This is a genomic window from Streptococcus sp. 27098_8_70, assembly GCF_041432215.1.
In the GTDB taxonomy this organism is placed as follows: Bacteria; Bacillota; Bacilli; order Lactobacillales; family Streptococcaceae; genus Streptococcus; species Streptococcus oralis_CP.
On sequence record NZ_JAPVZD010000001.1, the window covers coordinates 376622 to 392430 of the forward strand.

18 protein-coding genes are annotated in these 15809 nt (G+C 38.8%); 6 read left to right on the forward strand and 12 right to left on the reverse strand.

What is annotated here, in order from left to right:
* Positions 1-61 precede the first annotated feature (61 nt).
* Genes O3655_RS01795 through O3655_RS01815 form a run of 5 tightly spaced genes read right to left on the reverse strand, consistent with a single transcriptional unit; the run spans position 62 to position 4251 of the window.
* Positions 62-751, reverse strand: a complete 690-nt coding sequence (locus O3655_RS01795; RefSeq protein ID WP_000643950.1) for a sugar phosphate nucleotidyltransferase — start codon at positions 749-751, stop codon at positions 62-64.
* An 11-nt stretch (positions 752-762) separates the two neighbouring features.
* The gene (locus O3655_RS01800) at positions 763-1641 is read right to left on the reverse strand and encodes a DMT family transporter (RefSeq protein ID WP_049505757.1); all 879 of its coding nucleotides are present in this window, start codon (positions 1639-1641) and stop codon (positions 763-765) included.
* A 1-nt stretch (position 1642) separates the two neighbouring features.
* A complete protein-coding gene (locus O3655_RS01805; RefSeq protein ID WP_033629833.1) occupies positions 1643-2500 on the reverse strand; it encodes a phosphotransferase family protein in 858 nt (285 codons plus the stop codon).
* 16 nt (positions 2501-2516) lie between these two features.
* Positions 2517-3539 (reverse strand): ribitol-5-phosphate dehydrogenase, encoded by a 1023-nt coding sequence (locus O3655_RS01810; RefSeq protein ID WP_049520802.1) that lies wholly within the window; start codon positions 3537-3539, stop codon positions 2517-2519.
* A gap of 4 nt (positions 3540-3543) precedes the next feature.
* On the reverse strand, positions 3544-4251 hold the full coding sequence (locus O3655_RS01815) for a 2-C-methyl-D-erythritol 4-phosphate cytidylyltransferase (RefSeq protein ID WP_049505755.1): 708 nt from the start codon (positions 4249-4251) through the stop codon (positions 3544-3546).
* Between the two features lie 440 nt (positions 4252-4691).
* On the opposite strand from O3655_RS01815, the gene O3655_RS01820 reads away from it, so the two are divergent.
* Positions 4692-4991, forward strand: coding sequence for a YbaB/EbfC family nucleoid-associated protein (locus tag O3655_RS01820; RefSeq protein ID WP_049520801.1), 300 nt, complete (start codon positions 4692-4694; stop codon positions 4989-4991).
* A gap of 40 nt (positions 4992-5031) precedes the next feature.
* Here the strand turns inward: O3655_RS01820 and O3655_RS01825 are convergent, their stop codons facing one another.
* The 7 genes from O3655_RS01825 to glmU form a co-directional block, all read right to left on the reverse strand.
* Positions 5032-6795: a glycerophosphoryl diester phosphodiesterase membrane domain-containing protein gene (locus O3655_RS01825; protein ID WP_049520800.1), complete on the reverse strand. Its 1764-nt coding sequence runs from the start codon at positions 6793-6795 to the stop codon at positions 5032-5034.
* Positions 6796-6803: 8 nt separating this feature from the next.
* Positions 6804-7394, reverse strand: a complete 591-nt coding sequence (locus O3655_RS01830) for a 3'-5' exonuclease (protein WP_049479419.1) — start codon at positions 7392-7394, stop codon at positions 6804-6806.
* 81 nt (positions 7395-7475) lie between these two features.
* The gene (gene rocS / locus O3655_RS01835; RefSeq protein WP_000021252.1) at positions 7476-7970 is read right to left on the reverse strand and encodes a chromosome segregation protein RocS; all 495 of its coding nucleotides are present in this window, start codon (positions 7968-7970) and stop codon (positions 7476-7478) included.
* Between the two features lie 76 nt (positions 7971-8046).
* Positions 8047-8739, reverse strand: coding sequence for a 5'-methylthioadenosine/adenosylhomocysteine nucleosidase (locus O3655_RS01840; RefSeq protein ID WP_049479427.1), 693 nt, complete (start codon positions 8737-8739; stop codon positions 8047-8049).
* A gap of 15 nt (positions 8740-8754) precedes the next feature.
* Complete coding sequence (gene macP, locus O3655_RS01845; RefSeq protein ID WP_049479418.1) at positions 8755-9066, reverse strand: cell wall synthase accessory phosphoprotein MacP; 312 nt, start codon at positions 9064-9066, stop codon at positions 8755-8757.
* Positions 9067-9077: 11 nt separating this feature from the next.
* Complete coding sequence (locus tag O3655_RS01850) at positions 9078-9623, reverse strand: NUDIX hydrolase (RefSeq protein WP_049479417.1); 546 nt, start codon at positions 9621-9623, stop codon at positions 9078-9080.
* Between the two features lie 9 nt (positions 9624-9632).
* Positions 9633-11012 carry a bifunctional UDP-N-acetylglucosamine diphosphorylase/glucosamine-1-phosphate N-acetyltransferase GlmU gene (gene glmU / locus O3655_RS01855; protein ID WP_049479416.1) on the reverse strand — a complete coding sequence of 460 codons (1380 nt, stop codon included), beginning with the start codon at positions 11010-11012 and terminating at the stop codon, positions 9633-9635.
* Positions 11013-11167: 155 nt separating this feature from the next.
* Between glmU and O3655_RS01860 the strand changes: the two genes are divergently transcribed.
* The 5 genes from O3655_RS01860 (at position 11168) to lysS (ending at position 15649) form a co-directional block, all read left to right on the forward strand.
* A complete protein-coding gene (locus O3655_RS01860; RefSeq protein WP_308697096.1) occupies positions 11168-11968 on the forward strand; it encodes a glycoside hydrolase family 25 protein in 801 nt (266 codons plus the stop codon).
* A gap of 104 nt (positions 11969-12072) precedes the next feature.
* Positions 12073-12915: a DUF368 domain-containing protein gene (locus O3655_RS01865; protein ID WP_049505956.1), complete on the forward strand. Its 843-nt coding sequence runs from the start codon at positions 12073-12075 to the stop codon at positions 12913-12915.
* Positions 12915-13397 (forward strand): aminoacyl-tRNA deacylase, encoded by a 483-nt coding sequence (locus O3655_RS01870; RefSeq protein ID WP_049479415.1) that lies wholly within the window; start codon positions 12915-12917, stop codon positions 13395-13397. The genes O3655_RS01865 and O3655_RS01870 overlap by 1 nt, the downstream gene beginning before the upstream one ends.
* The gene (locus tag O3655_RS01875; RefSeq protein WP_049479414.1) at positions 13397-14020 is read left to right on the forward strand and encodes a histidine phosphatase family protein; all 624 of its coding nucleotides are present in this window, start codon (positions 13397-13399) and stop codon (positions 14018-14020) included. The genes O3655_RS01870 and O3655_RS01875 overlap by 1 nt, the downstream gene beginning before the upstream one ends.
* A 138-nt stretch (positions 14021-14158) precedes the next feature.
* Positions 14159-15649 (forward strand): lysine--tRNA ligase, encoded by a 1491-nt coding sequence (gene lysS / locus O3655_RS01880; protein ID WP_000102443.1) that lies wholly within the window; start codon positions 14159-14161, stop codon positions 15647-15649.
* Positions 15650-15809: the final 160 nt, after the last annotated feature.

The window sequence follows — 15809 nt, forward strand, 5'->3', positions numbered from 1 at the left end:
TATCAAACATTCTTGTTATAAAATACACAAAAAAAGAAGGTCCAAGCCTTCTTCTATTTCCTTACTCAATAGTAGATAAAATCTCTTCTAATTTATGGTAATCTTTTACACTATCAATTTCATAGATGCTATTTCCTTCTAATTCTTCGACATAGACATCTAATTCTTTGATATTATCCTTAACCATGTTGTCCCAGTAGAGATCAACAAATTCACCACTTTCATAAGCTTTGTCAATAAAGCCAACAATCTTCTCAGCAGTTGGTGCATCCCAGAATGAAACTCCACTCAGAATGCGACCAGCTTTGCTGTCAACAATAATGTCTTGAACCTTGTAGTCATCACCGTAAACCAAGAACCACTCGTTCGTACAGTCTTCACGATAAACGCTAAAATAGGTAGAACGTTTAAGATCGTTTCGAAACATATTTTTAAAAAGATAGTTATCTGCATCGATGACGTAGCTGTTAGCCAAATCTTCTTTTACTAGATAAAGTGAGTAAAAGTTATTGTAATCAGCATACTTGTCGTTAAAGACTAAACGAACACCATATTTTTCTTTTAAGTAGTCAAATTGTTCTTTGAGATAGCCGACAACAATGATAATCTCATCAATTCCTCTCTCTTTCAAAAACTCGATTTGGTATTCTACCAAGGGTTTTTGATTAACCTTAACCAAAGCTTTTGGGGTATTTTCAGTCATAGGGCGTAGACGAGTTCCTAAGCCCGCTGCTAAAATAATCGCTTTCACACGAATCTCCTTTATTCTTTAATAATAATATAAACACCAGCCATAACAATAAGTGAAGTGATGATTGTCAGCATATCTAGCGGTGCACCCAAGAAAATAACTGCAAATAAGACAGTCCAAACTACATAGCTCACATTCAAACCTGTCGCTTTCGCAGGTTGCAAACGATTAATGGCGATATAATAAGCTAAGTAGGAAATCATATCAAAGGCCGCAAAGACAATCAAGAGGCCGAATAATTGCCCATCTGCCACTTCTGCAAATGAATGGTGAGAAAAGAGCACAATCACAAGATAGGACAAGAATGAGGTTACTTGTCGAATTAACAAGGCTTCAATTTCACTTAAATCACTTTCCATAGCATAGGAGCTGAGAACACTTTCACTCCCCCAGGCAATGGCACAGATAAGGGCACAAAGAATCCCAATGTAAAACGAGTTAACTTGTTCAACCTTGTAGGTTTGAGCAATGATCGCTGCAATAATCAAGAAAACACCGAATACTATATTCTTTGAAACCTTGTGTTTCAAAATGAAGAAGGCTAGTAAAACTGAAACTGCTGGGTAAATAGCCGATACAGATGAAGCTAGAGAACTACCGATATATTTAACCGCATAAAGATTGGCCTGCATACCAATAGGTCCTGCTAGTAAAGCACCGATAATTACACTCACATTTCGAATATTTAAGAAAATCGAAAGACGAACTTTTCTTTCTTTTACCAAAAGAAAAGCTAACAAGATAAAGATACTCAAGAAATCATGAGCAGCAGCCACCACAAAAGGTGAAAGATTTGTAAAAATTGAAAAGATATAAGCACTAATTGTTAGACCTAATCCCCAGAAGATACCAGAGAGCAGACCAAAGGAAACACCATTTTTATTCTTCATCCTAACCTCCATAATAAGTCAAACCTTCGACAGCTCTTTGGTAACGGTTGATACCATAATCTCCAAAATCAGCCCCTTGAGCTTCTTTGTACACTGTCCACAAACTCCAGATAGTATCTTGCAAGATTTTATAGATACGAATTTTCTCACGTGATACAGGCGTTTTGTCACTTTCATAGTAGGAAAGGAAATCATCTTCCTCTTGCTTTGTAAATTCAGACTCTAAGAAAAGAGCTGCCAAATCCCACATCGGGTCATTCATAGAAGAGTATTCCCAGTCAATCAAATACAAACGACCTTGTGGTGACTCGATAAAGTTTTCTGGTACCAAATCGATGTGACAGGACTTTCTATCAACACCCAAATCAGCCAATCTCTTTTCTAGTGAAAATACATCTTTTCTTACAGCTTCATAGTTTTCATAAGGGATAGGTCCCTCAATCAAGGATTCATATTTGCTGATTTCCTCAAAAGGAGCAAATTCTCCTCTTAATTCTTTCCCTGAAGCATGGATGGTTTGTAAAATTGGTGCAATCTTTTCAAACTTGGATTTGATAGATGTTGAATCAAGAGTTACTGCTGATTCGATGTATTCATTTACTTTAATCCCTGACTCAATATCAAAGAGGTAATTTTTGACATCTAAATCTAAATCCTCTAAAAGTTCAAGATTGTACTTTTCATTTTGACGATTGATGAGTTTTTCAGTTCCTTTACCAAAAAATTTCACAATATACTGTTTGTTGGTTGTTTTAACCAAATAGTTTTGGTTGGTCATGCCTCCCAGCTGTTCGACACTGAGGACTTCCTCTTCATCAGATAGCAAAGAAGAAATTTTTTCTTTGATAAGTTTCTCCACAAATAACCTCCCTCTTCTACACTTCCCACTTGAATACTGTTTTAAAAGCAGTATTAAGGTCTGTAGCAAAGACACGGTGAATGTCCTTGATTTCTCTCACAGGCTCTTCAACATAAAGGATATTCTTCAGACGATTCGCAAACTTTTTGACTTCCATCATTTGAATGGCCATCTCAAAATCAACACGTCCTGAACGAGACGATCCCACTAATAACAATCCTTTTTCCAAAGCATCTCGTGTATTGATATTGACTTTGTATTCGCTCACTCCCATCATGAGAATCGTTCCCTGTGGGCGAATATAACGAATCAAGTCATTGATAGCTGGACCTGTACCATCACCACCGCAACACTCAAATCCATGATCAAAGGTCAAATCCTCTGGTATATTATCCGTAATGTAGCACTCTTTTGCAAAAGAGAAGAGCTCTAGTTTTTCCCAATGGCGACCAAAGACGATAATCTCTGCTTCTGGCAAGGTATAATTGATAATATTTGCAACAACAAAGGCCAAACTACCATCTCCGATAACAGCAATGCGCTCTCGCTTACTGTGAGCGAGATGCAAGAAACGATCCATGGCATGCATACCAACACTCACAAACTCAGTAATGGCTGCAACTGTGTCCTCAATGTCATTATAAGACACAACACGATCTTTTGGAAGAGAGACAAATTCTCGCATAAAGCCATCATAACCACTAGATAGGAAGTAGGTCCCGGTCATGTAGTTCTCGTAGAACTCCTTGTCACTCTGCATAGGCGGTTGATTGGGAATCATAACTACCTTTTGACCGACTTCATAAGTCCCAGTCGGATCTGAAATAACAGTTCCACAAGACTCATGAATCATGGCCATAGGAAGCTTTTTAGCCAATATCTTTGGATCACGCTTCCCTTGATAGTAACGTTGATCCGCATGACAAACCGCCATATAATTTGGACGAATCAGGATATGATTCTCCTGATCAATGTCCTCTTCTTGGTATTTTACATTGATAAACTTTGGTTTGGTCAGTTGATAAATTTGATTAATCATAGCCTTAGTCTTTCTCAATCATGCTTTTCGCGATTTTCAAGTCTGTCACAGTCGTGATTTTAAGGTTTGAATATTCCCCTTTAGCTAGAGCAACATCCTTCCCTTTGATAACAAAAATCTTACATGCATCCGTTAGGATTTCCTTTTCTTTATCAGATAGGGATCCATACAAGTCCATGAAATCCTTGCATCGGAAGGTTTGAGGTGTTTGACCTTGATAGAGGTGAGCACGATTTGGAACATCCGTGATAAACTGACCATTGGTACTTTCAACAATGGTGTCAACCGCTTCTACTACTGTATCAACCGCATCATGATTTTGGGCGAGTTTGATATTGTCCTGAATCATGCGAAGTGTGATAAAGGGGCGAACAGAGTCGTGGGTAATCACAATATCTTCTGGAGTGATTGGACGATAGGCATCAATGGCTTCTATAATCTTCTCGATACTGGTATTGCGATCAGCACCCCCCTTGGTGATGATGATGCGATCCTTGTGGAGAGAAAGATACTTTTCAACTAAGTCCTCAGCATGAGAGACCCAATCTCCATGAACTCCAACCACAATTTTTTCAATACTTGGTTCTAAAACGAATTTTTCAATTGTGTGAATCAAAATAGGACGATCACCTAGCTCCAAGAATTGTTTTGGTAAATTACTGATTCCCATGCGTGTGCCAGTTCCTCCGGCTAGGATTCCTGCATAGATCATTTATATTCTCCTTTAGTTTATTCTAAAAAACTCATTACTATCTATTATATCACAATCTGCCTCCATCATGAAGAAAAGACAGAGTGTCATTTAGTCTAATCAACACACTATTTAAGATAAAAAGTGAACAATGTGTTGCTAAATCCGGAAAGACCATAACAAATTAAGAAATAAAATTAGGTTATCCTCTATATTCTCCTATCAACGTTCGGTTAATATAGAGTTCTTTAGAATATAATAGAAACCTTAAAGAAAACTTAAATGAAATTATTTGTTTAGCAAAGAATACTAGGTGTACATAGTAAATTTCTTAAAAGTTTTTTGAGAGACTCATTATAAAAGTTCATATATCTCATGAATTAAACAATTAATAGACTTTTGAACCTAAAATTGATAAAATAAAAAAGAAATAAATAGAAAAAAGGAAACTGTAAACCGCCATGATGAACATGCAAAACATGATGCGCCAAGCACAAAAACTTCAAAAACAAATGGAACAAAGCCAAGCAGAACTCGCTGCCATGGAGTTTGTTGGAAAATCAGCTCAGGACCTTGTCCAAGCAACTTTGACTGGAGACAAAAAAGTTGTCAGCATTGACTTCAACCCAGCAGTTGTAGATCCAGAAGATCTCGAAACACTTTCAGATATGACTGCGCAAGCAATTAATGCTGCTCTTGAACAAATTGATGAAACGACTAAGAAGAAACTAGGAGTTTTCGCTGGAAAATTGCCTTTCTAATCCACAAAAAAAGAGAAACATCTGTTTCTCTTTTTTTTTCTTAGAAATCAAAGAATTCCATTGCTTTCTTTAAGAGTAATTCCGTATATTCCGGATCGTCTTGAGTCATTGTGACTTGTGACTGGACCATTTCAAGATCATCAGTAATCATGCCATCTGCGCCGAGGCGAACGGCTTTATCAAATGCCTCCGAACCATTTACGGTCCAAACATAGAGTCTCTGATCAGTTGTCCAGAGTTTATTGACAAAGTATTCATCCAAAGTCGAGTACTCCATAGTGTAACCCGTTGCCTTGGTTCTTGGGAAGATACTGTTATAGGGAAGAATAAAGTAAACTGGAATTTCAGAATCATAAGTCAACACTTTATCAATCACATGGTAGTCTAGTGATTGCATCTGATGTCCATTTTTCTTGATAGTCGCCCCATACTTTTCAAGGAAATGGTCCATCATTTGCGGACTATCTTTTTTACTGGTTTTAATCTCAATCAGCAATTTTTGGTTTAAAGCATTTGCACGCTCTAAATAGGCATCAAAGCTTGAAATCTTTGTTTGATAACCATTCTCGTAAATATCTGTATTTGTTAATTCATCCAGAGTCAAATCTTGCGGTGTAGCATTAATACCTGTTAAATTTTTGAGGTTAGCATCGTGCATCATCACGAACTGACCGTCTTTCGTTTCCTGCACATCCATTTCGATCAGATCTGGTTTTAGTTGAGCTGTTTTTTCTAAAGACTGCACAGTATTTTGAACACCGTTTTTATTACTTACTCCTCTGTGCGAAATCACTAAAGGTGTATTGGTATCCGGAGATTCCAGATAAACGTAGCCTTCTATGGCAAAAATGATACTTGCACACCCCATGACACCCCATCTCATCAGATGATCTTTCTTTCGCCTTGGCATAATCTCTAGCTCTTCTCCTGTCAGGAAGGAAACAAACTTCACTAGGAAATAAGTCAGGGTCATGTAATGGAAATTTTTAATCAAGACAAAATTAATCACTCCGAGAATCAAGGATTCTTTTTGAGTTAGATTATCCATCACTGCTTGCGCAAAAAGCAAGGGAATTAACAGACCAAAGAAGAAAAGATAGGTTTTAATGATAATGAGTAAAAGATGCCAAGAGAAGAAAAGAACGTTTTTTTTCGTCTTTTGGAGACTATATTTCACACTTTCTCTTACGGTCTTTCTTTCAAAGAGAATCTTAGGCAGGGCAAACATAAATCGGACTGAAATATAGAGTAAGATCCAAGCGGATGCTATGATCATCAGACCTACCAGCCAATGCTTACCTTCCCAATAATTCACAATAAAATCAGGGATAATAATTTTGTTGAGGTAATAGATTTTTAAAATCTTACGGATGAACGGGAAAAGCATAGCAATGTAAAAAAAGACAAAGGCCATCTTACAAAAGCTCAATCGCTTAACAAATAAAAAGCTCTGGTGAAATACTTTTCTACTGTACTCAATTAAGGTTCTCTTTTCATGATAGAGAAGGTGACGAGCCCCGATAAACAAAAGACAAATCTGGAAATAGGCAACCAGGAGATTGATTGCAATTAAGATGAGAAAGGCTAAACTGATAAAAGGCGAGCCTTGTATAATCGCCCAAAAGTTATTGTAGGAGATAAACAAATAGCCGGTTTGTCTCAGAAGGATGCCAGCAATCCATGAATTTAATGGTAGCCAGACAAACTCAACCATCATAAATATCAAGAAAAATAGAAATAAAATCTTATCTAGGTTATAGTATATCTTCCTAAAACCTAGCTTTTTAGGTTTTTCAGGTTTCATAAGCACTCCTAGTCTAAAAATTGGGATAAATCTAAGCCACCGAAAGGATTCATCGAAAAACTACTCTGGTCTTCTATTAATAGCTTTCCTTCATCTGATTCCAAAAAAGCTTCGTAAACACGCGCCGTCATGCGGGCATCCTCTAAACTGTTATGAGACTTCCCGTGAAAGCCTAAAAAATTCGCTACAGTTTGCAATTTAAGATTGGCTATGCCGTGTAGATCAGAACTACGGCGTTCAAAAGCCTCCTCATATAGATCAACCTTATACTGGTCACGATAATCAATACCATGATCCAAGAGAATAGGCAAATCACTCTTAGCTGCATTGTAACCAACGATAGGTATGTCGCCAACGAATGCTTGAAAGTCCTTTAAAACTTGTTCTACTTTTGGCGCATCTTTCAAGGTTTCAGCTGTGATTCCAGTCAAACCATTGATAAAACTCTTCAATGGTGCTGTAGTATAAACATAAGAATCAAAAGCAGCACTTTCTTGTCCATCTTGAAAGCGGACTGCTGATACTTGAATTAAATGGGTAACTCCCTCGTGTTGATTGAATTCCAAATCAAAGGCGATATAATCTCTTAATTTTTCCATTATTTACCTCAATTACTACCCAAACTAAACTATAAATAATAAAAGAAGCCATTAGGTTAGTGAGTAACCCAAACAGCTTCTTTATTTTCCTCCAAAAAGGCGAGCAAAAAAGCCTTTTTTGGTTGCTTGGACTTCTTCTTTTGCTTGGTCCAACTCGAGTTTCAAGGTTTCTTGATCTTTCATCGCTTGAAGAGTCAACTGTTGCTGTTGGTCCAACTGTTTGTCCTTTTCAGCAATCTGGCGGTCCTTGATACGCATCTGTTCATCTTTTTCTGATAACTGGCGGTCTTTTGCCTTGAGCTGCTCGTACAAACGAAGAATTTCAGCATTTTTCTCATCAACCAAGATTTCCATCAGTTCACGTTGTTTGACATCATCACTGACAGGCTCATCTTCAAAAATTGTTTTTTTATAGATTTCTTCTAGCTTGATCAAGCCACTTCGAGTAACTACAGTTACACCTTTGTCATTTTTTTTCGTGTCCTCTTCTGGAAGTTCTTTGACACGATTGTTGATTGCTTGACGAGATAGTCCTAAGACCTCTGCAATCTCACTGACGGTCATTTCAATACTCATAATATCCTCTGAAACGTTTTCTAGCTTTTCTTTATTTAAATCTTATCATAAGCTAGATAAACTGTCAAATTTCCGCTTAATCTAAGGCCTTTAAAAAGGCTAGTAAGACTTGGGCAGAACGACGTCCAGCTTCGATAATAAACTCATCAAAAGAGATAGAGGCTTCGTGATTGGCATTGTCACTCATAGCACGAATGACTAGGAAAGGTAGGCTAAGAGCCTGAGCCGCTTGAGCAATGGCTGCCCCTTCCATTTCAACTGCTAAAACATCTGGAAAGTGGGACTTGATACTAGCAATCTTATCATCCCCAGCTATAAAGCTATCTCCTGTAGCAATCAAGCCTAGGTGCCAGTTTTGGTCCAACAGAGATAGACTCTCTTGGATTTTGGCTACAAAGGTTTTGTCTGATTCAAAATAAAGCGGTTGTTGCGCCATTTGGCCATAAGCATAACCAAAAGCAGTCACATCCACATCATGGTAAGCTAGTCTATCTGCAATCACGACATCACCAACAGCAATCCCTTCAGCAAGAGCACCTGCTGATCCTGTATTGATGATAGCTTCTACCTGAAAATAGTCAGCTAGAATAGCTACACTCATAGCCGACATGACCTTCCCAATCCCACTCTGAACTAGAACGACTTCTGTATTGCCAACAGAGCCAGTGTAGTATGTATTTCCGAGGACTTGGACTTCTTGAGGTTTATCCAAATTCTGAGTCAAATATAGGAGTTCTTCTGGCATGGCAGCAATGATTCCAATTTTCATTTCAAGTCCTTTCAATTACAAGAGTTTCATCGCTAAAATTAACAAAATTAAGAGTAGGATGACTGCAAATAAGATACGATTGAGTTTCGAATTAAAAACATTTCTTTTAGTGTTCTCAATACGACGGCTCTTATGAATCGTTGGTTCTACTTCGATTGTAAGTGTATCTTGACTAAAACCGTGGTCTCTAGAACGTGAGTAACCAAAATGTTGTGATGCAGTTGGCAGAATTTTTGTTTCCTCATCATCTTGAAGAAGTGGTCCTGAGATTTTCTCACCACGATTGGCACGTTCAATTATTTCATCTGTCAATAAAGGTTTTCCCATGGGTTGCTCCTCTATTTCTTTTGTAGTTCCCAGTACTGGATTGCCATAATGGTCTTGGCATCACAGATATGACCTGACTGGATCAGGTTCTTGGCTTCCTCTAGACTTACTTCTAGGACTTCCAAGGTTTCATCATCATCTTGTGGACGAGGATTTTCCACCTTGACCAAATCACTAGCAAGATAGAGTTTTAGTTTTTCATTACAAAATCCAATCGCAGAATAGAAATCGTACAACAGTTCTAACTTAGCCGTGTAGGCAACTTCTTCTTCCAATTCACGAAGTGCCGCTGCCATTGGATCAGCATTTTCACCAATTTCTAGTTTACCAGCAGGAATCTCATAAGAAACCGCCTCGATAGCCTTTCGGTATTGCTTAACGAGAACGATTTTGTCCTCGGCTGTCACAGCTAGTACACAAACAGCTCCATTGTGAAAAATCAAATCACGTTGGGCAGTACCCTTTCCTTCTGGTAGCTCAACCTGATCCTGTACTAGTTTGAAAATAGGACCTTGATAGATTTCTTTCCGACTAATCGTTTTTTCTTCAAATTCCATGGCAAACTCCTACTGGTTCTTGGGATGATGAGGTAAGCGAGTCGCATATTCATCTTTGTTGACCTGACGTCCACGGCCGATAGCAATGGCATCAGAAGGAACATTCTTGGTAATGGTTGAACCCGCTCCAACCAGAGAATTATCCCCAAGTTCTACAGGAGCAATAATAGTTGAGTTTGAGCCTACAAAGACATTATTGCCAATGACAGTTTTGTATTTATTTTTGCCATCGTAGTTGACTGTAATAGTTCCTGCACCGAAATTAACGTTGCTACCCACTTCACAGTTTCCTATGTAAGTCAAATGACCCGCCTTGGTATTTTCACCGATTGAAGATCCTTTTACTTCAACAAAATTTCCAATGTGAACTTGAGCAGCCAGACTTGAACCTGGACGGATATGGGCATAAGGACCAACTGTCACACCGTCCGCAACACTACTTTCCTCAATCATAGAGTTGGTAATCACAGCTCCTGCTCCGATAGTGCTATCCACTACATAAGTTCCATTTGTTAAAATAGTCTCCGCACCAATCTTCGTTTGACCTTTTAAAGTAACGTTGGCTTCGATTTGGACTTCGGGAGCAATCTCAACATCAACGTCGATGTAAGTAGCTTCAGGATTGACAAAGCTAACACCATTAACCATGTGCTTTTGATTGATACGGCGACGCATCACTGATTCCGCAGTCGCAAGAGCTACACGGTCATTTACGCCAAGACTTTCATCAAAATCCTTGAGAGTATAGGCACCAACCTTCTCACCCGCATTACGGAAAATACCAATCACGTCAGTAATATAATACTCACCTTGGGCATTGTTGGTGTTGATGTTTTTAAGGGCTTCAAAAAGACGTTCATTGTCAAATACATAAGTTCCTGTATTGATTTCCTTAATTTGCTTTTCAAAGTCTGTGGCATCTTTCTGCTCCACAATGCGAAGAACTTCAGCATTATCATTGCGGACGATACGACCATATCCAAAAGGATCAGCTGCTTCAGCTGTCAAGATCGTCGCCACATTTTTGTGATTAATATGGAAATCCAAGAGGTTTTTCAAGCTTTCACCTGTAATCAGAGGAGTATCTCCAGCGATAACCAATGTGTGGCCTGTACGATTTTGGAGAATAGGCTCTGCCATCATGACAGCATGCCCAGTTCCTAGTTGTTCTGATTGGGTAACAAAGTCTGTCTGACCGGCTAATACTTGCTCAACTAGCTCTGCCTTGTGACCAACTACAGTAACTGTTTTTTCAGGTTGAATAGCACCAACACTACGAAAAACATGTTCCAACATCGAAATTCCAGCTACTTTATGAAGTACCTTTGGAAGATCTGATTTCATGCGAGTACCTTTACCCGCTGCTAGAATAATGGCATAATTTGACATAATCTTCTCTTTTCTCTAGAAATTCCCTTATATTATACCATAATTTAGTTTCTTAGGAGTAAACAAACAGAGAAATAGGGAAAAGACGCCCATATATTCACTTTTTCCGATGTTTTCTTTGATTTTTTTATCTATTTACGTTAAACTAAATAGATATGAGAAAAAAGATTCATCCAGCTATTATTTTTACTTTATTTACTATATTTATAGCTATTTTGATCCTCAATAGACCAACTTATGAAGACCATCCCGTCAAGTCAAAACCAAATGCTGTCCAGGTTGAAAATCAGGCCTTGCATAATCTTGACAAACCTATTATTGATGTCTCTGGTTGGCAAAGACCTGAGGAAATCAACTACGATACCTTGTCTCAAAATATTTCAGGTGTTATTGTTCGCGTCCACAATGGGGCTCAACATACTGAAAAAAATGATGCCGCTTATGCCAATGGTATTGATAAAGCCTATAAAAGTCATATTACAGAATTTCAAAAGCGTAATGTCCCAGTTGGAGTCTATGCCTATCTAGCTAGCCCCAGCAAGGAAGAAATGGAAAAAGCCGCTGAAGTTTTCTACAATGCTGCTTCTCCTTACAACCCTAGTTACTATTGGTTAGACGTGGAAGAAAAAACAATGTCTGATATGAATGAAGGGGTTGAAGCCTTTCGTGCTAAACTGGAAGCCCTTGGCGCCAAAAATATCGGAATTTACATCGGTGTTTATTTCATGCAAGAGCATAGTATCAATACAGATAAGTTCTCTGCTGTCTGGATTCCATCTTATGGAACGGATTCAGGTTACTTTGAAACCACGCCTAATACTGATTTAGACTATGACCTCCATCAGTATACTTCAAAAGGAAGAATTGCTGGATTTGAACATCATTTAGATATTAACCTGATTTCTACCTTGAAGGAAAAAGAAGAAACCTTCAGAAAACTATTTTTAAGACCATAAAACAAGTGAAAATCGTAACTTTTTCACTTGTTTTTTCATTTTTTTGCCGTCTGTGTTATAATTGTTAGAATAGAGAAGAATTTTATGAAATTGAGGATTTTATGATGTTTTCATGGATTGCAAGAGTTATTAAAGGAATCGTCATCGCCTTAGGATTTATCCTACCTGGAATTTCTGGTGGTGTTTTAGCAGCTATTTTGGGAATTTACGAGCGAATGATTAGCTTTCTGGCTCATCCCTTTAAGGATTTTAAAGAGAATGTCCTATACTTTATCCCAGTAGCAATCGGGATGTTGCTAGGCATTGGTTTGTTTTCTTATCCAATTGAGTATCTGCTAGAAAATTACCAAGTCTATGTTTTATGGAGTTTTGCTGGAGCTATCATCGGTACAGTTCCTAGCCTCCTTAAAGAATCTACTCGAGAATCTGATCGCGATAAGATTGACCTAGTCTGGTTCTGGACTACCTTTATCCTTTCAGGACTAGGGCTCTACGCGCTAAATTTTGTTGTAGGTTCTCTCAGTGCTAGTTTCGCTAGTTTCATCTTAGCGGGTGCTCTTTTAGCACTTGGTGTCTTGGTGCCTGGTTTAAGTCCGTCAAATCTACTCTTGATTTTAGGATTGTACGCTCCTATGTTAACTGGTTTTAAGACCTTTGATTTATTCGGTACTTTCCTTCCTATCGGAATTGGTGCAGGAGCAACTCTTATTATCTTTTCAAAATTAATGGACCATGCCTTAAACAACTACCACTCCCGTGTTTATCACTTCATCATTGGGATTGTGCTATCAAGCACCCTCTTAATTTTGATTCCAAATGCTGGAAATGCTGAAAGTATCCAATACACTGGACTATCTATCGTGAGTTATGTTCTCATCGCCTTCTTCTTTGCGCTTGGAATTTGGCTTGGTATCTGGATGAGTCAATTGGAGGATAAGTATAAATAATGGCAAAGAAAGTTAAGATAAAAAAAACCTTGGTCGAACAAATCTTGACCAAGGCGGGTATTGACCATACTGGTATTCAGATCAATGCGCTTGAGGGTGAACTTCCTTCAGAATATGATCGAACTCACATCTTTAAAACCTTGGCTCTATTAGGGGACAAAACAGGCCCAATCATCGGAATCGTTCCCATAACAGAACACCTCGCTGAGAAAAAACTAGCAAAGGTTTCTGGTAATAAAAAAGTGAGCATGATTCCTCAAAAAGATCTGGAAAAAACGACAGGCTATATTCATGGGGCTAATAACCCCGTCGGCATTCGCCAAAAACACAATTATCCTATTTTTATTGATCAGACTGCTTTGGATTTAGACAAAATGATTGTCTCTGCTGGAGAAGTCGGGCATAGTATCATCATCCGACCTCAAGACTTAGCCAGCTTTGTAAAAGCGGACTTTGCTGATATCTTGGAGGAAAACAACTGATGAAACTCTATTTTGTCCGTCATGGTCGGACTGTCTGGAATCTTGAAGGACGTTTTCAAGGTGCTAGTGGCGACTCTCCCCTTCTTTCAGAGTCCATTGACATCCTAAAACAACTTGGGCAGTATCTCAATGAAATTCATTTTGATACGATTTATTCTAGTGATTTACCCAGAGCAGTTAAGTCTGCTGAAATAATCCAAAGTCAACTCCAGGCTCCTTGTCCTTTAAAAAGCATTCCTGACCTACGTGAATGGCAACTTGGCAAACTAGAGGGATTAAAAATTGCTACGCTCAATGCCATCTACCCACAACAAATCAAGGCCTTTCGCTCTAATCTGGCTCAGTTTGATACGAAGATGTTTGAAGCTGAGTCCCTCTACTCTACGACTCAGCGAACCATTCAGTTTATCAAATCTCTGAAAGAAAGTCCGGCTGAAAACATTCTGATTGTCGGGCATGGGGCCAATCTCACTGCTAGCCTTCGTACACTTATAGGCTATAAAGAGGCTCACCTCCGCAAAGAAGGAGGCTTGGCCAATGCTAGTCTGACAGTTTTAGAGACCGATGATTTTGAAACCTTCACTCTAGAAAGATGGAATGACACTTCCTATCAAAGAAAATAATGGAACTTGATCTTAATAGTCAAGTTCTTTTTAATTTTCAAAGAATATCCGTGAATTTCTCTGCTATTTATGATAAAATGGGAGTATCGCAAAAAATGACTCATCGTATTAAATTTTGAGTAAAATTAGGAGGAACCCATGTCTACAGAACATATGGAAGAACTAAATGACCAGCAGATCGTTCGCCGTGAAAAAATGGCTGCGCTCCGTGAACAAGGAATTGATCCCTTCGGAAAACGTTTTGAACGTACTGCTAACTCTCAAGAACTAAAAGACAAATTTGCAGAACTTGATAAAGAACAATTACATGAACTAAATGAAACTGCTACTATCGCTGGACGCTTAGTAACTAAACGTGGTAAAGGGAAAGTTGGCTTTGCCCATCTCCAAGACCGTGAAGGTCAAATCCAAATCTACGTTCGTAAAGATGAAGTCGGTGAAGAAAACTACGAAATCTTCAAAAAGGCTGACCTCGGTGACTTCCTCGGTGTCGAAGGTGAAGTCATGCGTACGGATATGGGTGAACTCTCTATCAAGGCAACTCATATCACTCACTTGTCTAAAGCACTTCGCCCACTTCCTGAGAAATTCCACGGTTTGACAGACGTTGAAACAATTTATCGTAAACGTTACCTTGACTTGATTTCTAACCGTGAAAGCTTTGAGCGCTTTGTCACTCGTTCAAAAATCATCTCTGAAATCCGTCGTTATCTAGATCAAAAAGGTTTCCTTGAAGTGGAAACACCTGTTCTTCATAATGAAGCCGGTGGTGCTGCTGCTCGTCCATTTATCACTCACCACAATGCACAGAACATTGACATGGTGCTTCGTATCGCGACCGAGCTTCACTTAAAACGTCTTATCGTTGGTGGTATGGAACGTGTCTATGAAATTGGCCGTATCTTCCGTAACGAAGGAATGGACGCTACTCACAACCCTGAATTCACTTCTATCGAAGTTTACCAAGCTTATGCAGACTTCCAAGATATCATGGACTTGACGGAAGGTATTATCCAACACGCTGCTAAATCAGTTAAAGGTGATGGTCCAGTTAACTATCAAGGTACTGAAATTAAGATCAACGAACCATTTAAACGTGTTCACATGGTAGATGCTATCAAGGAAATTACTGGTGTAGACTTCTGGCAAGACATGACTTTCGAGGAAGCTAAAGCTATCGCTGCTGAGAAGAAAGTTCCAGTTGAAAAACACTACACTGAAGTTGGTCACATTATCAACGCCTTCTTTGAAGAGTTCGTTGAAGAAACCTTGATTCAACCAACCTTTGTCTATGGTCATCCAGTAGCTGTGTCTCCACTCGCTAAGAAAAATCCTGAAGACAACCGCTTTACTGACCGTTTTGAGCTCTTCATTATGACCAAGGAATACGGTAATGCCTTTACCGAGTTGAACGACCCAATCGACCAACTTAGTCGCTTTGAAGCCCAAGCCAAAGCTAAAGAACTTGGTGACGATGAAGCAACAGGTATCGATTACGACTACATTGAAGCTCTTGAATACGGTATGCCACCAACAGGTGGTTTGGGTATCGGTATCGACCGTCTCTGCATGCTCCTCACTGATACAACTACTATCCGTGACGTATTGCTCTTCCCAACAATGAAATAATACTCTTCGAAAATCTCTTCAAACCACGTCAGCGTTGCCTTGCCGTAGATATATGTTCCTGACTTTGTCAATCTTATCTACAACCTCAAAACAGTGTTTTGAGCAGCCTGCGGCTAACTTCCTAGTTTGCTCTTTGATTTTCATTGAGTATAAACCCTTA